The sequence below is a fragment of the Parasynechococcus sp. genome (assembly GCF_045559935.1).
In the GTDB taxonomy this organism is placed as follows: Bacteria; Cyanobacteriota; Cyanobacteriia; order PCC-6307; family Cyanobiaceae; genus Parasynechococcus.
In genome coordinates, this window is the sequence record NZ_JBJLJL010000009.1 from 62765 (window position 1) to 79075 (window position 16311).

Sequence of the window (16311 nt, forward strand, 5' to 3'; positions counted from 1 at the left end):
CCATCGGCCTGGTCCTGATCCTCGCGATCGTCGGCTACTCCGCCTTCAGCGTGATCACCACCGGTCAGGTGCTGGGCATCGACGCGCGTCTGTTCCTGGTGGTGGCACCGGTTCTCGCCGCCGTGGGCTGGGCGGCCTTCAACATCGGCCGTGCCGCCGTCGGTCAGCTGCAGCTGTTGCTCAAGCGCAGCCGCGCCTGATCCTTAGGGTGAAGGCTGAAAGAATTCAGCCGCTTGTCTGATCAGCCAGCCGTGATCACCGTTCTCGGGGCTGGTCTGGCCGGCACAGAAGCGGCCTGGCAGGTCGCCGCTGCAGGTGTTCCTGTGCGGTTGGTTGAAATGCGGCCGATCCGACGATCACCGGCCCATCACAGCAGCGATTTCGCCGAGCTGGTCTGCAGCAACAGCTTCGGTGCGCTCAGCAGCGATCGTGCCGCAGGCCTGCTTCAGGAAGAGCTCAGGCGTCTGGGCTCGCTCGTGATCGGCACAGCCGATGCCCATGCGGTTCCAGCCGGAGGGGCTCTTGCGGTGGACCGCGGCCGGTACAGCGCGGCGCTCACGGAGGCCCTGGATCAGCATCCGCTGGTGACCATCGAACGGAGGGAGCAGCAGGCACTCCCAGCCGATGGCGAGATCACGGTGATTGCCACCGGTCCGCTCACCAGTGAACCGCTGGCGCAGGATCTGAGGTCGTTCACCGGCCGCGCTGACTGTCATTTCTTTGATGCCGCCAGCCCGATCGTCCACGGCGACAGCATCGATCTCACCGTCGCCTTCCGCGCCAGTCGCTACGACAAGGGCGATGCCGACTACATCAACTGCCCCATGGACAAGGAGCAGTACCTCGCCTTCCGCGAGGCGCTGCTGGGGGCGGAGCAGGCTGAGCTCAAGGATTTCGACAAGGAGGAGGCCACCTTCTTCGAGGGATGTCTGCCGATTGAGGAGCTGGCCCGGCGCGGTGAAGACACGATGCGCTATGGCCCCCTCAAGCCGATCGGGTTGTGGGATCCCCGCTGGGGCGATGTGAACGATCGGGATGTGCGGCGAGCCAAGCGGGCCTACGGCGTGGTTCAGCTGCGTCAGGAGGACAAGGACGGACGCCTGTGGAATCTGGTGGGGTTCCAGACCAACCTCAAGTGGGGGGAACAGAAGCGGGTGTTGCAGATGATCCCTGGACTTGAACAGGCCGAATTCGTTCGCTTCGGGGTGATGCACCGCAACACCTTTCTGGAATCTCCGCAGCTGCTGACGCCCACCCTGCAGTTCCGCAGCAGGCCATCGTTGCTCGCGGCAGGCCAGATCACCGGCACAGAGGGCTATGCCGCCGCCGTTGCCGGCGGTTGGCTGGCGGGCACCAATGCCGCCCGTCTGGCCCGCGGTCTGGAGACGATCGATCTGCCGCCCACCACCATGAGCGGTGCACTCACCCACTTCGTGAGCGAAGCGCCGACGGCGAAGTTTCAGCCGATGCCCCCCAATTTCGGTTTGCTGCCGGATCTGCCGGAACGGATCCGCGACAAGCGGGCCCGTTACGGCGCGTACCGGGATCGGGCTCTCGCGGATCTGGAACGGGTTCAGTCCCAGTTGCTGCATCCCCTCCTGGCATGAGCGACGACGCGCTGGCCCGCCGCATCGAACAGCGCTCCCTGCGCTTCGGCATCGGCGCCAACGCGGTGATGACCCTGGCCGGTTTTGTGGCTCACGTGCTCACCGGATCCTCAGCCCTGCTGCTGGATGGCCTCTATTCGGCGGTGTTGGTGGGCTCCTCGCTGATCGCCAGCCGCATCAGCCGCAACGTGGTGCGGCCGCCGGATCGCGCCTGGCCCTATGGCTATGAAGGTCAGGAAGCTCTGTATGTGCTGTTCCGCTCCCTGGTGTTGCTGGGAGTGATCGGCTTCGGGCTCAGCAGCTCCTGCGGCACCCTTATCGACTGGTGGCGGGGTGCAGAGATTCCTCCACTCACCCTCGAGCCGGTGGCCGCTTACACCGTCGCGGTGACGGGCCTCTGCTGGCTGCTGTCCTGGCGGCATTTCCGTGACTGGCGGCGCACCGGTCGCATCTCGCTGCTGCTTCTCACGGAAGCGCGCAATGCCCGCATCGATGCGCTGATCACAGCTTCCACAGGTCTGGCACTGCTGGCGACGCCGTTGCTTCAGACCACGCTTCTGGCTCCGCTGGCTCCGATCACCGATGCGCTGCTGGTGCTGGCGGTGAGTGGGGTGCTGCTGAGGGAGCCGCTGCAGGCGCTGCGGGATGCTCTGAGCCAGGCCGCCGGTAAGGCGGCCGATCCTGGGGTGCTGCAGCGCACCCGACAGGTGCTGATGCAGGAACTCTCCGGGCTTTCGCTGCAGATGATGGATTTCACCGTGCAGCAGCTGGGCCGCACCGCCTTCGTGGTGGTGTACATCAACCCCCTGGAGCCACTGGACAGTGCCACGGTGGACGGGCTCCGCCACCACATCGATGCGCGCTGCAGCAACGAACTGGGACGGCCGGTGCGGGCTGAGGTGATTCTCACGGTGATGCCTCCGATCCACCGGAGCGACCCTGAGCAGCAGCCCGCCCCCTAGCGTCAGGCGGTCGAAGCGGTGTCATGAGCGAGCAGCAGCACTGGGATGCCGTGGTGATCGGCGCCGGCATCGGTGGTCTGGTGACCGCCAGTCAATTGGCGGCCAAGGGGGCGAAGGTGCTTGTGCTGGAGCGCTACCTGATCCCCGGTGGCAGTGGTGGTGCCTTCCGACGCAAGGGTTACACCTTTGATGTGGGGGCTTCGATGATCTTCGGCTTCGGTGAGAAGGGTTACACCAACCTGCTCACCAGGGCTCTGGCGGATGTGGGGGAGCGTTGCGACACCATCCCGGATCCCGCCCAGCTGGAGTACCACATGCCCGGTGGGCTGCAGATCGCCGTGGATCGCGATTACGACCAGTTCATCGCCGATCTCTCCAGCCGTTTCCCGCATGAAGCGGAGGGCATCCGCAAGTTCTATGACGCCTGCTGGCAGGTGTTCAACTGCCTCGATGCGATGCCGCTGCTGTCGCTGGAGGATCCGGCCTACCTCACAAAGGTCTTCTTCAAGGCTCCGCTGGCCTGTCTCGGCCTGGCCCGCTGGCTGCCCTTCAACGTCGGGGCGGTGGCACGCCAGCACATCAAGGACGAGCAGCTGCTGAAGTTCATCGACATCGAATGCTTCTGCTGGTCGGTGATGCCGGCGGATCGCACCCCGATGATCAATGCCGGCATGGTGTTTTCCGATCGCCATGCGGGTGGAATCAACTATCCCAAGGGCGGCGTCGGCGTGATCGCCGAGAAGCTGGTGACGGGTCTGGAGCGCCATGGCGGGGCCATCCGCTACAAAGCTCGCGTGAGCGAGGTGCTGCTCGAGAACGGCGACGCTGTGGGTGTGAAGCTCGTCAATGGCGAGATCATCCGCGCGAAGCGGGTGATCTCGAACGCCACCCGCTGGGACACCTTCTCAGGATCGGCCGACAGCTCCGCCCGGGCCGGTCAGGCCCTGGTGGACGAGCACCACACCCCCCGGAAGGAACAGGTCTGGCGTCGGCGTTATGTGCCCTCCCCCTCCTTCCTGTCCCTGCATCTCGGGGTTCGGGCTGATCTGATCCCGGCGGGCAGCCATTGCCATCACCTGCTGCTGGAGGACTGGGAACGGATGGAGGAGGAGCAGGGAGTGATCTTCGTGTCGATGCCCTCGCTGCTGGATCCTGACCTCGCTCCGCAGGGGCACCACATCGTGCACACGTTCACCCCCTCGTCGATGGAGGCCTGGAAAGGGTTGTCGCCATCCGAGTACCGCCAGAAAAAGGAAGCGGATGCAGCGCGGCTGATCCAGCGGTTGGAGGCGATCCTTCCAGGACTGGCCGGTGCCATCACCCATCAGGAGATCGGCACCCCCCGCAGCCATCGTCGGTTCCTCGGCCGGTTCCAGGGCAGTTACGGCCCGATTCCGGCGATGCAGCTGCCTGGTCTGCTGCCGATGCCGTTCAACCGCACCGGAGTGAAGAACCTCTATTGCGTGGGAGATTCCTGTTTCCCAGGCCAGGGACTGAACGCCGTGGCATTCAGTGGCTTCGCCTGCGCCCATCGTGTTGGCGCCGATCTGGGGCTGAACCCATGGGCGCTGCCGGCTTGAAGGAACAGGGCCTCCGGAGCCGCCCAGCTGCCTAGCTTGGCTTCCACCGGGCTCCTGTGATGCCGTTCGACTCCTCGCCCTCCGCTGCCGATCTCGCCCGTTACCTCGAGCAGCGGGGTGATCTCAGCAAGCCCTGGTATCTGCAGATGCTGCGGCTGCAGAAGCTCAAAGAGACCAAGGGGGAGACGGATCCTCAGGACTACATCGAGCGGATTCAGGAGGCCCATGGTGATCTGATGCGACTGGGTCAGGTCTGGAAGGGCCGTGAAGCGGAGTTGTTCGAGGGGGCCGTTTCACCCCCCGGCGGGATCGAACCGCTCCCAGGCTCACCCGACAATCGTTGAGCCCCATGGAACGCTTCCGACTCTCTCCACTGATCCGATTCACGCTGCTCAGCCTGTATGCGGCCCTGGTGCTGCCTCTGCCGCTGCTGGCTCCAGCCGAGCTGCGCTTGTGGATGGTGGTGGGGCTGCTGGTGGGACTGGTGCTGGTGCTCGGGTTGCTCAGTGAGCAGGTGGAAACCGATGACGACGGCATCCGGGTTCGTTATCCGGCCTGGATCCGCTGGCTGTTGCGTCGGGGTTGGGTGATGCGCTGGCAGGACATCCGGGCTCTGGTTCCGGTGGGAACCAGTCAGGGGGGAACGGTGTACTACCTCAAGGCGGCGGATCTACGCCATCAGTTGCTGCCGCAGCGCATCGACCGTTTCGATCGGTTTCTGCAGCTGCTGAGCGAACGAACGACCGTGAAGACGGCTGGCATCGGCCGGTTGACCCCTCCCTGGACCTATCAGGTTCTCGCTGTGATCTCGGCAGGGATGGTGCTGATGGAGGCAACGGCTGCTTTCGCCATCAGCAACGGCTGGGTCAGCCTCCCGGAAGGCTATCCAGGCTGAAACGGTATCCGCGTTGACGAACGGTGGTGATGCCGCCGCCTTCGCCAAGCCCAGCCTGCTCCAGCTTGCGGCGCAGGGTCAGAACCTGGGTGTCCACCGATCGAGGACCTCCACTGAAGGGAGGCCAGGCCATGCGCAGCAGTTCCTGGCGGCTGCGGACAAGCCCGGGGGGCATCAGAAGAGCGCAGAGCAGAGCGAATTCCCGGGGGCTCAGCTCCACGGGCTGGTCCCGCAGGGTCACCTGACGCAGCAGCAGGTGTACCTCCAGTGGGCCGACAGTGACACGTTCCTGCAGGCCGCTGTGGCCACGCTTCAACAGGGTGCGGCAACGAGCGGCGAGTTCCTCCAGGCCGAAGGGCTTGCGCAGCACGTCGTCGGCTCCGTCGTCCAGCAGGCCCACCACAGGTTCGGCCCCACTGCGGGCCGTCAGCACGATCACCGGGCAGCGCAGCTGTTCTGACAGCCGCAGTGCTGAGCTCTGCTCCAGCAGTTCCGCGCTCACCAGCAGATCAGGCGACTGGTCCTGGCAGACCTCGAGAGCCTCGGCCGCCTTGCCGACCGCTGCTGTCAGGTGACCGTCCTGGCGCAGGCGCTGCACCAGCACGGTGCGCAAAGTCGGGTGCGGCTCCACCACGAGGACTCGGGATGGCTCCTGGCCGGTCCCTGAGGTCTGCATCGCCATGGATGCCAGAGAGGCATCGCTGGCGTCAGCCGTGATGTCGCGGGGTGTTGAAGTCACGGGTCTGACGTAAGCGCGCTTACGCTAAGCCGAAATTCCTGGCACGCTGGTAACAGAGGCAGCGGTCTCTTCTGATGACGGCACTTGAGGATCCCGATTCCATCCGGCATTTCCAGTCCCTGTGCGATGCCTGCCAGGAGCTGACACACCGTTATCACGGGCCTTCCGAGCTGCGTCTCTATGCCGATGGCTACCTCCATGCCCTGCGTCGCACCGGTGCGTTGGATTCGCGTCAGCAACACCGTCTGGAGCAGCTGATCGAGCGCTGGATCATGGATCCCTCAAGTTTCATCGGACCCGACGGGGATGTGAGCACGCTGTACATGCGGCATCCCCAGGGCTACTGATCAGCTGGCAAGCGCCACTTCGAGTTTTTCCTTCAGCTCACCGGCGTTGTACATCTCGATCAGGATGTCCGAACCACCCATGAATTCACCCTTCACGTACACCTGAGGAATCGTCGGCCAGCTGGAGAATTCTTTGATTCCCTGACGGATCTCCATATCAGAGAGAACGTCGAAGGTCTCGAAACTCACCCCGAGGGAGTGGAGGATCTGAACGACATTGTTGGAGAAGCCGCACTGGGGCATCAGTTTTGAGCCCTTCATGAACACGAAGACCGGGCTTGATGCAATCAGTGTTTCGATGCGGGAGCGGGTGGAGTCGTCCATGGAGAGAGCGTGTCAGTCGGTGGGTTGGTCTGCGGGCACTGTGGTGTTCAGTGCCAGGGCATGAATCGCCTCGCTGGCCAGCTCCTGCTGCAGAGCGCCGTACACCATCTGGTGCTGACGAATTCTGGACAGGCCTGAGAAAGCCGATGAGGTCACACTCACCTGAAGGTGATCACCACCCCCAGTGAGGTCCTCCACGGTCACCACAGCATCGGGGATGGCCCGCTGAATGGCTGCTTCGACGGCGGCCGGCTGAACCATGGGGGGAGAAAGACCTGAAGACGATGCTGACAGATCAGTTGGCGCCTGCGGGGGAGGCTCCCTTGAACTCCGTGGTGGCGAATCCAAGTTCGACCAGACTCTGGTAGGCCTTCTGCCCCTGGCTTTGGGAGGGGGTCATCAGCTTGACGACTTCCACCAGAACAGGAACCGCCACCTCGGGTTGGTTCTGACGCCGGAACAGGGCCGCCAGGCGCAGGTTGGATTCGGCCAGCAGTCCGAGAGCTTCACGGCCCTTGCTGTCCATTTCACGTGGAATGCGGGCATCAAGGCCGCGGAACGCACCGCTGAGGTCGCGGTAGAAGCCCAGAAGCTGCTTGGAGGCCTTGCGGGCGTTGTCGTATTCGCTCCTGGCAGTGGCGAGATCACCCCGTGATGCTGCGGCGTCGCCGCGGGCGATCATGGCCCGCACAGCATTCGGATTGAAGCCGCTTTCACTCTGCGCCAGAACGCGGGAGCTGGCCTCAGGTGACTGGGCAAGAACCGGAGATACGGTCAGCCCAAGGCTTGCCAGCAGGGCGGTGGCCGTCAAAAGTGCACGACAACCCATCGGGGCGGCGAAGCGGAGTTGGCGGACTTTAAAAGGATTGCAAGGGCCGACCCACTGCTGCACGGGCCGCTTGTTCAGCCGCATGCATCCGCTCGGCCAGCTGTTCGTTGAAGTGGCGGCTTGCACCGCGGTCGGTGGTGTCGGGCACGCTCAGGGGTGCACCGAAGCACAGAGCGGCCCGGCTGAGTGGACGAGGTGGCGCCTGGCTGTATCCGAGTCCGATTGGAATGACCGGGACCGTGACGCCGCGGCGCTGGGCCAGCTGGGCGAGCCTCACCAGACCCTGGTGAAGCTTGATGGGTTGATCCTGGCGCTTGATCTGGCCTTCCGGAAACACCACCAGCTGCTGACCGGCTGCCAGCAGGTCGATGGCGAAGCGCAACGTCGTCATCGACGGACGACCCTGATCCACCGGAAAACAGCCCAGTCGCTGGAGGAACCAGCCCTGCACCCCCTTCATCTCCGTTGTCGTGACCATGAAGCGGCAATCCCGTCCGGTGACCCTTCGTCCAGCGGCCATCGGCAGCATCAGGGCATCCCAGCGGGCGCGGTGTGTCGGCGCCAGCAGCACCGGGCCTGACATCGGCAGATGCTCCGGGTTGAGCACGATGCGTTCCCGGAACTGCAGCGGCAGGGCGAGATCCTGCGTGACAAGCATCGCCAGCGGGGCCCAGAACGGATCGATCCCCACCTTCAGGACGGATTCGCGAAGAGCTGAGGCCGCGGGCAACGGGCTGGCGGAGCGCAACGGTCAGCGAACTTAATCGGACCCTCCGCTCTGCATAGGATCCAGCCTCAATGTGTTGCTCGGATGGCCAGCCTCGGGGTCAATATTGATCACATCGCCAACATCCGCCAGGCTCGGCGCACGGTGGAGCCGGATCCCGTTCCCATGGCTCTGCTCGCGGAACTGGGTGGCGCCGATGGCATCACCGTGCATCTGAGGGAGGACCGTCGGCACATTCAGGACAGGGATGTGGAGTTGCTGCGTCACACGGTGCGCAGCCGGCTGAACCTCGAGATGGCGGCCACCGCTGAGATGCAGACGATCGCCCTGCGCATCCGGCCGGACATGGTCACGCTCGTTCCGGAACGGCGTGAGGAGGTGACCACGGAAGGGGGGCTGAACATCGTCGGACAGACCCCCGATCTGAAGCGGCTGGTGGAGCGGCTTCAGGACGAGGGCATCCCCGTGAGCCTGTTCGTTGATCCTGATGCGGAGCAGCTGGAGGCCTGCCGGACCTGCGGAGCCCGATGGGTGGAACTGCACACCGGGGCCTATGCCGAGGCGGACTGGAATCGCCAGCCCATCGAGCTGGCCCGCATCCAGGAGGGCTGCACCATCGCCCGTCAGCTCGGGCTGCGGGTGAATGCCGGTCACGGCCTCACCTATCAGAACGTTGAGCCTGTTGCTGCGATCGCCGGCATGGAGGAGCTCAACATCGGCCATACGATTGTGGCCCGTTCCGTAGCCGTCGGACTGCAACAGGCGGTGCGCGAGATGAAAGCTCTGATTCAGAATCCGCGACACGATCCCCTGTTCGGACAAGCTCCCGGATGAGCAAATACCACTTCGTCGCCGCCAGTGAACGGTTCCTCACCGAGGAGGAGCCCCTTGAGGAGGTGCTCAGGGAACGGCGCCGCAATTACGCCGAGACCGATAAACCCATCGATTTCTGGCTCGTGCGCCAACCCGCTTTCCTGGCGGCACCCGAGTTCGCCTCGCTCACTGCGCAGCTGCCACAGCCTTCTGCGGCGGTGGTCTCCACGGACTCGACCTTCATCACATTTCTGAAGCTGCGTCTGGAGTACGTGCTGGTGGGCAGCTTCGAGGCCCCCTCCACCGAGATCCCTGACGCTCTGGCCAGCAACGCCTGATGAATCTCAGTTCCTTACCCGTTCCGCAACGGATCGCCCTGCTGGTGAAGGCTCTCGACGGTGCGGAGAAGACCAACCGTGCTCTCGCCACCTGCGCTGACGCCGACGCCATGGTGGAGATCCTGCTCGGGGCTTCAGCCAAGCTCGGTCTCGGGCTGACCCGTCGTGATCTCACCGAAACTCCACCGATCCGCGACTGGATCTGGTTCAAGAACAACGATCCCCTGATCACCGTGGGGGATGCCAAACCGCGGTATCGCCGGGAGCAGCCCACGAAGCCGGAGCCTGATGCTCCCCGCCGTCGCTTCCTCGGGCTCTTCTGAGCCTGACAGGTGTGCGGTTGCTGATCAGAATCAATGCTCTGCCCGGTCGATCCTTTGCCAGCCCCGCGTCAGCACCACTGGGTCATCGGTGATGTTCACGGCTGCGATCGATCCCTGGTCTCCTTGCTGGCGGTGTTGCCCTCTGACGATCATCTGGTCTTCTGCGGGGATGTGATCAATCGAGGTGGGGGGATCGAAGCCGCGATGGATCTGGTGTGGACCCTGGTGAGGCTGGGGCGTGCCACCTGGCTGCGCGGCAATCATGAACAGGACCTGATCGATGCGCTGGAGTCGAGCGGCGACGGCTCCGCTGAAGCCCTGTTCAGCCAGGACACCGTCCGCCAGCTCGGGGAGCGACGCACCCGCTCCTGGCTCGATCGCCTTCAACAGTTGCCGTTGAAATACAGCGCTGAAGGCTGGAGTGCCACGCATGCCGGTTTCAACAGCGACGGGCAGCCCGATCTGTCGATCCGGGAGCCCTTCTGGGAGTCCTATGACGGCCGCCACGGGCGGGTGGTGATCGGCCACACTCCACGGCCAACGGTGGAGCGCCATCCGCGCATCGTCCTTGTCGACACCGGTGCGGTCTACGGAGGCCTCCTCTCGGCTTATTGCCCGGAGACCGATGCCGTGGTGCAGGTGCAGGGATCCGGAGACGGATGCCTCTTGCCACGGCCTGATGATCCGCATCGCGTTCCGGACGTTCTGGCCGGGGATGCCACCAGTTGCTGACGCTCTATCGCAGCAACCGCGCGGAGTTTCTCGCTGCGCTGCTGGCCCGTCAGCTCAAGGAGGAGTGTCCCGGGCCGATGGAAACGGTCGAGGTGATGGTCAACACCTGGCCCACCAGCCGCTGGCTGGGGGAACAGCTCGCTGCCGCCAACGGCATCAGCTCACTGGTGCGTTTCCCCTTCCCGGGCAGCCGGTTGCGCCAGCTGGTGCGTCTGGTGCTGCAGCTGCCTGCGGAGGAAGACGACCCCTGGCGGGCCGGACGACTCGTCTGGGTCGTCTTGGATCAGTTGCCGGCACTGCTGCGGGAGCCTCAGGCCGCTCCTCTGCAGCGCTGGCTGGAGAGACGGGAAGCCTCCGTTGAAACCCTGAGCCGCGACCGCTGGCAGCTGGCCCGCTCGATCGCCGATGCCCTCGATGACTATGCCCTCTATCGACCGGACACCCTCACGGCCTGGCGCCACGGGGATCTCAGGGCGCAGGCGGACTGGCAACCGCTCCTCTGGCGCCGCTTGGCTGAGGTGCTCCCCCGGGAGCCCTTCGGTCTGCAGGTGCGTGAGGCGGTGCAGCGCTTGCGGGAGGGAACGGTGCGCCGGGAGGATCTGCCCCGCCGTCTCCGCCTTTTCGGCATCAGCGCTCTGGCCCCTGTGCAGGTGGAGCTGATCCAGGCACTGTCGGGCTGGGTGGATGTGGAGATCTACCTGCTCACCCCCTGTCGCGATCTCTGGCAACGCTGCGGCAGCAGGCGTCTCGAGCTGGGTGCGGACTGGTTGGAGCCCCCGGACGGAACCTGGCTTGAGAAGGCTCCCCGGATGGAGGCCACCCTGGGCCGTATGGGGGCGGAGTTTCAGCAGTTGCTGGAGGGATCCGGAGAGACCCAGCTCGGGGAGGTGCGCACGGGGGATCTGTTCGCCGATGGCGTCAGCATCGCCGCTGCTTGCAACCGGCCGCCGACACTTCTCGAGCAGCTGCAGACCCAGCTTGCGGAGGCCGAAACGACGGATGCCGAGAGTCAGGCGACCACGCTCACCCGCAGCCCGAACGATCAGTCGCTGCTGTTTCAGTCAGCCCCCGGCCCCTGGCGGGAAGTGCAGCTTGTCCGTGATCGCATCCTGCAATGGCTGGCATCGGATCCGGAACTCGAGCCCAGGGATGTGCTGGTGATGACCCCCCAGATCGACCGGGCCGCACCGCTGCTGGCATCCGTGTTCAATGACCGCGGCGCGACGGGAGTGGACCTCCCCTGGCGCCTCACTGATCGCAGTCAGCAAAGCAGTCCGGGCCTGTCGATGGCCATGCTGGATCTGCTGCAGCTGGCCGGCGGACGTCTGACGGCCAGCGGCCTCGAGCGGCTCCTGGCCAACCCGGCGGTCCAGCGGCAGCAGGGGCTGTCGGCTGAGGAGAGCGCTCTGCTCACAGCCACCTTGCAGCGCAGTGGATTCCGTTGGGGCCTCGATGCCGATGAGCGGGGAGGCGATCCAACCCACAGCCTTCGCTGGTGTCTGGATCGCTGGCTGCTCGGTCTGGTGCTTCCCGATCAGAGAGGTCTGGCGCCCGGAGGTGTTGCACCGTTTCATCAGGATCTGGATCCGGATCGGCTGGCACGCTGGTGGTCCCTGCTGGATCGGCTGGGGGGGTGGGTCGCTCAGTTGCGCCGTCCGCAGCCCTGTGCGGGGTGGGTGGAGCAGCTGCAACGTCTGCTCAAGGACCTCTTCGGGAACGGTGGCGCCTGGGAGCGGGAAGGACAGAGCTGGCTGGCGGCTCTGGAGGAGTGGCGCCGACGTGCCGAGACCTGCGAGCTCGACCTGGAGGCATCGGTGGTGTTTGAAGTGTTGTCTGAGGCTCTCTCGGTCGACAGCGGTCGCTTCGGTCATCGCAGCGGCGCCCTCACGGTCAGTGCCCTGGAGCCGATGCGGGCCATTCCCCACAAGGTGATCGTGCTGATGGGTCTGGATGGGCGGGATTTCCCGCGTCAGAGCAACCGACCGGGCTTTCATCTGCTGGAACAGCAGCGCCAGCTCGGCGATCCCCGCGGAGGAGATCAGGATCGCTACGTGCTGCTTGAGGCTCTGATGTCGGCCCGACAGCATCTCCTGATCAGCTGGTGCGGACGCAGCGAGCGAACGGGTGAGGAGCTGCCACCGGCGGCACCCGTTGACCAGTGGTTGCGATCGCTGAGGAGCCAGCTCTCCCCGGAGCAGGCGGAAGGACTGCTGCTGACGCCGCCTCCCAGTCCCCTTGATCGCGCCAATTTCCAGATCGAGGCGCCACTCAGCTGTGATCGCCGTCAGCTCGCGGCACGCCTCTGCCTGGATCAGCCACGCCCTCCCGCTCCGGAGGGACTGGCCTTGCCTCTGGTCTGGGATCCCCCCGAGCCCCCCGATCCGCCCGAGCCGACTGCGTTGCCGGTGGAGGAGCTGCTGCGCTGGATGATTCAGCCGCAGGCGGCCTGGTTGCGGCACCGCCGGCTTCATCCCGGAGAGGGGGTCGAGCCGGTGCGTGATCTGGATGATCTGGAGCTGGACGCCCTGCAGCGTCATGGCCTGCTGGAAGAATCCCTGGATCTGCAGCTTCTCGGCAGGGACCGTCCCGATTGGTGTCGCGATCTGGAGGGCCGCGGCGTTCTGCCGGCGGCGGCAGGAGCCGCGCTGGAGCAGCAGGAGCTCCTGGATCGCTGGGCAGCACTGGCTGCTCAGATTGAACCCTTCGGCCCATGCCGTCGTGAACAGCGGCAGCTCGCCGGCACTGCTGTCCCGCTTCTGTACGCGGGGGACACCCAGGTCGTGGTGCAGGTGGGACGGCCCGGCGCCCGCGGGGTGATGCGGGCATGGCTTCAGCATCTGCTGCTCTGCGCAGCCGATGACCCTCCGATGGGCTCTGGAGTGGTGGGTCGAAGCAGCACAAAGGCTGGTGCGGAACTGTTGCTGCTCTGGGATCCTCTCTCGGTGGAGGAGGCTCTGACGATCCTCAGCGACCTGCAGCGGCTGGCGCAGGAAGGCTTGTCACAATGCTGGCCCGTGCCGCCGAAAAGCGGCTGGCAGATGGTCTGGCAGGAGCAGCGCAGGTGCGGCAGTGGTGAACACGCCTTCCGTCAGACCTGGCTGGATGAGCGGGATTCACCGGTGATGCAACTCTGCTTCGGTGTTGAGTCGGACCCGGCTCTGCTGCTGCAGGCTCCCGGATTTGAGAACGCATCCCGCCAGCTCTACGAGCCGATTCTCCGCGCCCGCAGGACTTGAACATGAGGCAGATCCACTGCTTCACGAGCCAGTGGTCTGCCCTGCCAAAGAAACTTATTCAGAACCTCCTGGTCGTGCTGCGGTTCCGACCCGCTTTCGACACCCAGTCAGCGGATGGTCACCGAGAGAGCTCATCGTGCAGCTGTTTCACCTGCTGCTCCAGCTGAACGATCGGGTCGCCAGCAGCCTCCTCACCGAGATCCTTCACGCCCCAGAAGCGGATCCTGTTCTCCCAGGCCGGAAAGCCTGAACGCACCATCGGCCGATGAGCAGCGGCATCCACCGCGATGATCAGATCTGCCTGCTCCAGATCCCTTTCCTCCACCTGGCGAGGCATCGGCTGAATGCCTGGATCAAGCTCGATACCCCGTTCCCGCAGCGCCTCCAGAGCTTCCTTCGCCATCGGACCGACATTCCCGCTGGCGGGATCCACCTGCAAACCGGCGGAGCGCACCGTCAGCTCAGGGTTGCCCAGGCAGAGATGGCGCAGCAGGGCTTCGGAGAAACGACTGCGGAAGTAATTGCCGGTGCAGAGGAACAGAACGTCGGTCACGGCCACGTTGGAGAACCTGCCTTCTTGTTCTGGCAAGACAGGTGCTGCCGGACAGTGCTGTTCAACACCGGGATACCAGGCTGTTGTGGGTCATGGACCTGAATTTAAGGAAATAAAACATCAACAATCTTCGAAGGTGTGAATTTTTTTTGACCAAAGGGAAGACCAGTTCATCTGCGACTAGTTTCATGCGAACGCCAATGCCACCGCGGCTGCTCGAGTGTTCTTTGAGCGCCATCTCTGTGGCTTGGTCTTCAAAGATCTGAATCACTGATTCGATGAACGCTTCTTTGTCTCCCAAGTTCCGTTTCGGTGCCGAGTCCAAGACGGGACCGGTCAGCTTTGCGGCATCGCAGACCAAAAGTGCCAAGTCGGCCTTGACCAATGCTGACTTTCTGCGAAGTTCCTGCAGCGGAATGTCGCTCCCCTTCGGGCCTCGTGATCACAGTGAATGTCCCCACCGTGTCACCTCCAGGGTGTTGGCAGGAACGGATTCAGACAGTTTTGAGCAAGTGATTGATGCTGCTTACCGTCAGGTCTTCGGCAATTGCCATGTGATGGAACAGGAGCGCGCTTCTGCTCTGGAAGCCCAGCTGAAGGACGGTCGTCTCTGCGTCCGTGACTTTGTGCGAGGTCTGGTCAAGAGTGATTTCTATCGCTCTCGTTTTTATGAGTCTGTTTCGCCGAGTCGCGGAATCGAGCTTGCCTTCAAGCATGTCCTCGGTCGTCCGCCGCTCAGTCAGAACGAAGTGTCGGGCTGCATCGAACAGCAGGCCCGTGAGGGATTTGAAGCTGTGATTGACAGCCTGGTGGATTCGCCTGAGTACACCGAAGTCTTCGGAGCGGATACTGTTCCTTACGTGCGCGCCTTCACATCAGCCGCTGGAATGTCGATGATGAACTTTGTCAGGATCGCGGCGATGGAACAAAACTTTGCAAGCAGTGATGTTTCCAAAGGGACTGACAGTATTCTTCAGAAGAACCTGGCATCAGGTTCCGCACTTACGATTCACGTCCCTGAGGCTCTTCTTTACATGAAAACTTCAATGTCCTGGTCCGGCGGCAATCCTCCAGCGAACTATGAAAAGCTGTGGCGTGGTCTCGCCATCGTCGGAGCCGCTCACCTGGCTGGAATGCTGGTGAATGTGATGGCCCAGATGCTCGGTTACAACGGGCTCGATCGCATTCCTGCCATGTTCCTCGGTCTCTGAGCGCTGAATCTCAGAAATCAAAACTGTTGACGAGGGCGAAAATGTAAAGCCCGGCGATGGCCAGTCCGAACAGCCCGATGGATGTCAATTGGCGTGCCATTGGAAAGATGTCGGCACGCCTGTTGTGGCTCAGCACCTAAATCGTGTCAATCAGCAAGGAGCAATGGTGAGGGAACGCCATCAGACTTCTGATGTCGCTTCCCGGCATGGTTCAGCGGTTTGAGGCCAACAGCTATCCCCTGGTCCCAGGGCTGCGCCTGCTCGAGGCCAGCGCCGGGACCGGCAAGACCTTTGCGCTCGCCCATCTCTGCCTGCGGCTGATCACCGAAGCCCGTCATCCGCTGGAGCAGCTGCTGGTGGTCACCTACACCGAAGCGGCGGCGGACGAGCTGCGTTCACGCATCGGCCAGCGCTTCCAGGCTGCTCTAGAGGGTCTTGAGGCGCTGGAGGCCGAGAGGCTTGCAACTGCTGCGGATCCGGTCCTTGAGGGCTGGTTGGAGGGTGCGTCAGACACCACGCTTCGCAGGCAGTGGATCAGTGGCCTGCTTCTTGCCCTGGAGCAGCTCGATCGGGCTGATATCACCACGATTCATGGCTTCTGTCGCCGCACATTGCGGCGGATGGCCCTCAGCAGCGGTGCTGCCATGGATCCGGAGCTGGAGACCGACTCCACCGACCTGCTGCAACAGGTGGTGCAGGACATTTGGCGTGACCAGCTGCTGACGTTGCCGGCGGATCAGCTGATTGGTCTGCGCCAAAGCGGGCTGTCTCCGGAGGCGATGGTGCAGGCCCTGCGGGCTCTGGACGGGGAGCCACATCCCTGCGTTCTCGCAGAACGGGATGACTTCGACCCCGACGAACCCCTTGCCGGTCAGCTGCAGCTCTGGATGGGTCGCTGCTGGGAGCGTTTTCTCATTCTCTGGAAGCGGGATGGCGACACGCTCGAATCATGTTTTCGCAGCAGCGCCGCTCAGTGGAAGGCCCAGGGCTGCCGGGATACCAAGCCCTACAGCGGTAAGCCCCGCACGGATCGTTGCGCCGTGCTGAATCGCTGGATCGCCGATCAGAACGGCGTTCCGTCGATGGCCGCGATTC

21 protein-coding genes are annotated in these 16311 nt (G+C 63.9%); 14 read left to right on the plus strand and 7 right to left on the minus strand.

Annotated elements, in window-relative coordinates; all coding sequences use genetic code 11:
• Positions 1 to 77: 77 nt before the first annotated feature.
• The 6 genes from ACJ0G7_RS09685 to ACJ0G7_RS09710 are packed head-to-tail and all read left to right on the plus strand — an operon-like array spanning position 78 to position 5044.
• Positions 78 to 200 carry a photosystem II protein Y gene (locus tag ACJ0G7_RS09685; RefSeq protein ID WP_043696653.1) on the plus strand — a complete coding sequence of 41 codons (123 nt, stop codon included), beginning with the start codon at positions 78 to 80 and terminating at the stop codon, positions 198 to 200.
• Positions 201 to 233: 33 nt separating this feature from the next.
• Positions 234 to 1607, plus strand: coding sequence for an FADH(2)-oxidizing methylenetetrahydrofolate--tRNA-(uracil(54)-C(5))-methyltransferase TrmFO (gene trmFO / locus ACJ0G7_RS09690; protein WP_407395937.1), 1374 nt, complete (start codon positions 234 to 236; stop codon positions 1605 to 1607).
• A complete protein-coding gene (locus ACJ0G7_RS09695) occupies positions 1604 to 2569 on the plus strand; it encodes a cation transporter (RefSeq protein WP_043691618.1) in 966 nt (321 codons plus the stop codon). The genes trmFO and ACJ0G7_RS09695 overlap by 4 nt, the downstream gene beginning before the upstream one ends.
• 23 nt (positions 2570 to 2592) lie before the next feature.
• Positions 2593 to 4149 carry a carotenoid isomerase gene (gene crtH, locus ACJ0G7_RS09700; RefSeq protein ID WP_407395939.1) on the plus strand — a complete coding sequence of 519 codons (1557 nt, stop codon included), beginning with the start codon at positions 2593 to 2595 and terminating at the stop codon, positions 4147 to 4149.
• Positions 4150 to 4208: 59 nt separating this feature from the next.
• Positions 4209 to 4493: a hypothetical protein gene (locus ACJ0G7_RS09705; RefSeq protein WP_407395940.1), complete on the plus strand. Its 285-nt coding sequence runs from the start codon at positions 4209 to 4211 to the stop codon at positions 4491 to 4493.
• Positions 4494 to 4498: 5 nt separating this feature from the next.
• The gene (locus ACJ0G7_RS09710) at positions 4499 to 5044 is read left to right on the plus strand and encodes a hypothetical protein (protein ID WP_407395941.1); all 546 of its coding nucleotides are present in this window, start codon (positions 4499 to 4501) and stop codon (positions 5042 to 5044) included.
• Here the strand turns inward: ACJ0G7_RS09710 and ACJ0G7_RS09715 are convergent.
• Positions 5016 to 5726 (minus strand): response regulator transcription factor, encoded by a 711-nt coding sequence (locus tag ACJ0G7_RS09715; protein ID WP_370594043.1) that lies wholly within the window; start codon positions 5724 to 5726, stop codon positions 5016 to 5018. The genes ACJ0G7_RS09710 and ACJ0G7_RS09715 overlap by 29 nt on opposite strands.
• Positions 5727 to 5857: 131 nt before the next feature.
• Between ACJ0G7_RS09715 and ACJ0G7_RS09720 the strand changes: the two genes are divergently transcribed.
• Positions 5858 to 6130, plus strand: coding sequence for a DUF6761 family protein (locus tag ACJ0G7_RS09720; RefSeq protein ID WP_043691603.1), 273 nt, complete (start codon positions 5858 to 5860; stop codon positions 6128 to 6130).
• On the opposite strand, the gene grxD is transcribed toward ACJ0G7_RS09720, so the two are convergent.
• The 4 genes from grxD to ACJ0G7_RS09740 are packed head-to-tail and all read right to left on the minus strand — an operon-like array spanning position 6131 to position 8013.
• Positions 6131 to 6454: a Grx4 family monothiol glutaredoxin gene (gene grxD, locus ACJ0G7_RS09725; RefSeq protein ID WP_043691600.1), complete on the minus strand. Its 324-nt coding sequence runs from the start codon at positions 6452 to 6454 to the stop codon at positions 6131 to 6133.
• A gap of 12 nt (positions 6455 to 6466) precedes the next feature.
• Positions 6467 to 6715: a BolA/IbaG family iron-sulfur metabolism protein gene (locus tag ACJ0G7_RS09730; protein WP_407395942.1), complete on the minus strand. Its 249-nt coding sequence runs from the start codon at positions 6713 to 6715 to the stop codon at positions 6467 to 6469.
• Positions 6716 to 6749: 34 nt separating this feature from the next.
• Positions 6750 to 7283: a hypothetical protein gene (locus tag ACJ0G7_RS09735; protein WP_043691594.1), complete on the minus strand. Its 534-nt coding sequence runs from the start codon at positions 7281 to 7283 to the stop codon at positions 6750 to 6752.
• A gap of 28 nt (positions 7284 to 7311) precedes the next feature.
• Positions 7312 to 8013, minus strand: coding sequence for a 1-acyl-sn-glycerol-3-phosphate acyltransferase (locus tag ACJ0G7_RS09740; protein ID WP_173402157.1), 702 nt, complete (start codon positions 8011 to 8013; stop codon positions 7312 to 7314).
• Positions 8014 to 8094: 81 nt separating this feature from the next.
• Here ACJ0G7_RS09740 and ACJ0G7_RS09745 point away from each other — a divergent pair, with 81 nt between their 5' ends.
• Genes ACJ0G7_RS09745 through ACJ0G7_RS09765 form a run of 5 tightly spaced genes read left to right on the plus strand, consistent with a single transcriptional unit; the run spans position 8095 to position 13452 of the window.
• Positions 8095 to 8844 carry a pyridoxine 5'-phosphate synthase gene (locus ACJ0G7_RS09745; protein ID WP_407395943.1) on the plus strand — a complete coding sequence of 250 codons (750 nt, stop codon included), beginning with the start codon at positions 8095 to 8097 and terminating at the stop codon, positions 8842 to 8844.
• Positions 8841 to 9161, plus strand: coding sequence for an MgPME-cyclase complex family protein (locus tag ACJ0G7_RS09750; RefSeq protein ID WP_407395944.1), 321 nt, complete (start codon positions 8841 to 8843; stop codon positions 9159 to 9161). The genes ACJ0G7_RS09745 and ACJ0G7_RS09750 overlap by 4 nt, the downstream gene beginning before the upstream one ends.
• Positions 9161 to 9484 carry a hypothetical protein gene (locus tag ACJ0G7_RS09755; protein ID WP_043691585.1) on the plus strand — a complete coding sequence of 108 codons (324 nt, stop codon included), beginning with the start codon at positions 9161 to 9163 and terminating at the stop codon, positions 9482 to 9484. Before ACJ0G7_RS09750 ends, ACJ0G7_RS09755 begins: the two co-directional genes overlap by 1 nt.
• A 33-nt stretch (positions 9485 to 9517) precedes the next feature.
• Complete coding sequence (locus ACJ0G7_RS09760; RefSeq protein ID WP_407395946.1) at positions 9518 to 10216, plus strand: metallophosphoesterase; 699 nt, start codon at positions 9518 to 9520, stop codon at positions 10214 to 10216.
• Positions 10210 to 13452: an exodeoxyribonuclease V subunit gamma gene (locus ACJ0G7_RS09765; RefSeq protein WP_407395947.1), complete on the plus strand. Its 3243-nt coding sequence runs from the start codon at positions 10210 to 10212 to the stop codon at positions 13450 to 13452. The genes ACJ0G7_RS09760 and ACJ0G7_RS09765 overlap by 7 nt, the downstream gene beginning before the upstream one ends.
• Positions 13453 to 13570: 118 nt before the next feature.
• On the opposite strand, the gene ACJ0G7_RS09770 is transcribed toward ACJ0G7_RS09765, so the two are convergent.
• On the minus strand, positions 13571 to 14005 hold the full coding sequence (locus ACJ0G7_RS09770) for a low molecular weight phosphatase family protein (RefSeq protein ID WP_407395949.1): 435 nt from the start codon (positions 14003 to 14005) through the stop codon (positions 13571 to 13573).
• A 278-nt stretch (positions 14006 to 14283) separates the two neighbouring features.
• Between ACJ0G7_RS09770 and ACJ0G7_RS09775 the strand changes: the two genes are divergently transcribed.
• The gene (locus tag ACJ0G7_RS09775; RefSeq protein ID WP_407395950.1) at positions 14284 to 15216 is read left to right on the plus strand and encodes a phycobilisome rod-core linker polypeptide; all 933 of its coding nucleotides are present in this window, start codon (positions 14284 to 14286) and stop codon (positions 15214 to 15216) included.
• Between the two features lie 10 nt (positions 15217 to 15226).
• Here ACJ0G7_RS09775 and ACJ0G7_RS09780 read toward each other — a convergent pair whose 3' ends face one another.
• A complete protein-coding gene (locus ACJ0G7_RS09780; RefSeq protein ID WP_407395951.1) occupies positions 15227 to 15352 on the minus strand; it encodes a hypothetical protein in 126 nt (41 codons plus the stop codon).
• Positions 15353 to 15422: 70 nt separating this feature from the next.
• Here ACJ0G7_RS09780 and ACJ0G7_RS09785 point away from each other — a divergent pair.
• On the plus strand, positions 15423 to 16311 hold an 889-nt coding region (locus ACJ0G7_RS09785), incomplete at its 3' end, for a UvrD-helicase domain-containing protein (RefSeq protein WP_407395953.1).

Coding starts and splice junctions, on each gene's coding strand:
- ACJ0G7_RS09760 (WP_407395946.1), top strand. CDS start 9,518: ATGCTCTGCCCGGTCGATCCTTTGCCAGCCCCGCGTCAGCACCACTGG.
- ACJ0G7_RS09735 (WP_043691594.1), bottom strand. CDS start 7,283: ATGGGTTGTCGTGCACTTTTGACGGCCACCGCCCTGCTGGCAAGCCTT.
- ACJ0G7_RS09775 (WP_407395950.1), top strand. CDS start 14,284: ATGAACGCTTCTTTGTCTCCCAAGTTCCGTTTCGGTGCCGAGTCCAAG.
- ACJ0G7_RS09705 (WP_407395940.1), top strand. CDS start 4,209: ATGCCGTTCGACTCCTCGCCCTCCGCTGCCGATCTCGCCCGTTACCTC.
- grxD (WP_043691600.1), bottom strand. CDS start 6,454: ATGGACGACTCCACCCGCTCCCGCATCGAAACACTGATTGCATCAAGC.
- ACJ0G7_RS09710 (WP_407395941.1), top strand. CDS start 4,499: ATGGAACGCTTCCGACTCTCTCCACTGATCCGATTCACGCTGCTCAGC.
- crtH (WP_407395939.1), top strand. CDS start 2,593: ATGAGCGAGCAGCAGCACTGGGATGCCGTGGTGATCGGCGCCGGCATC.
- ACJ0G7_RS09745 (WP_407395943.1), top strand. CDS start 8,095: ATGGCCAGCCTCGGGGTCAATATTGATCACATCGCCAACATCCGCCAG.
- ACJ0G7_RS09730 (WP_407395942.1), bottom strand. CDS start 6,715: ATGGTTCAGCCGGCCGCCGTCGAAGCAGCCATTCAGCGGGCCATCCCC.
- ACJ0G7_RS09755 (WP_043691585.1), top strand. CDS start 9,161: ATGAATCTCAGTTCCTTACCCGTTCCGCAACGGATCGCCCTGCTGGTG.
- ACJ0G7_RS09720 (WP_043691603.1), top strand. CDS start 5,858: ATGACGGCACTTGAGGATCCCGATTCCATCCGGCATTTCCAGTCCCTG.
- ACJ0G7_RS09750 (WP_407395944.1), top strand. CDS start 8,841: ATGAGCAAATACCACTTCGTCGCCGCCAGTGAACGGTTCCTCACCGAG.
- ACJ0G7_RS09695 (WP_043691618.1), top strand. CDS start 1,604: ATGAGCGACGACGCGCTGGCCCGCCGCATCGAACAGCGCTCCCTGCGC.
- ACJ0G7_RS09715 (WP_370594043.1), bottom strand. CDS start 5,726: ATGGCGATGCAGACCTCAGGGACCGGCCAGGAGCCATCCCGAGTCCTC.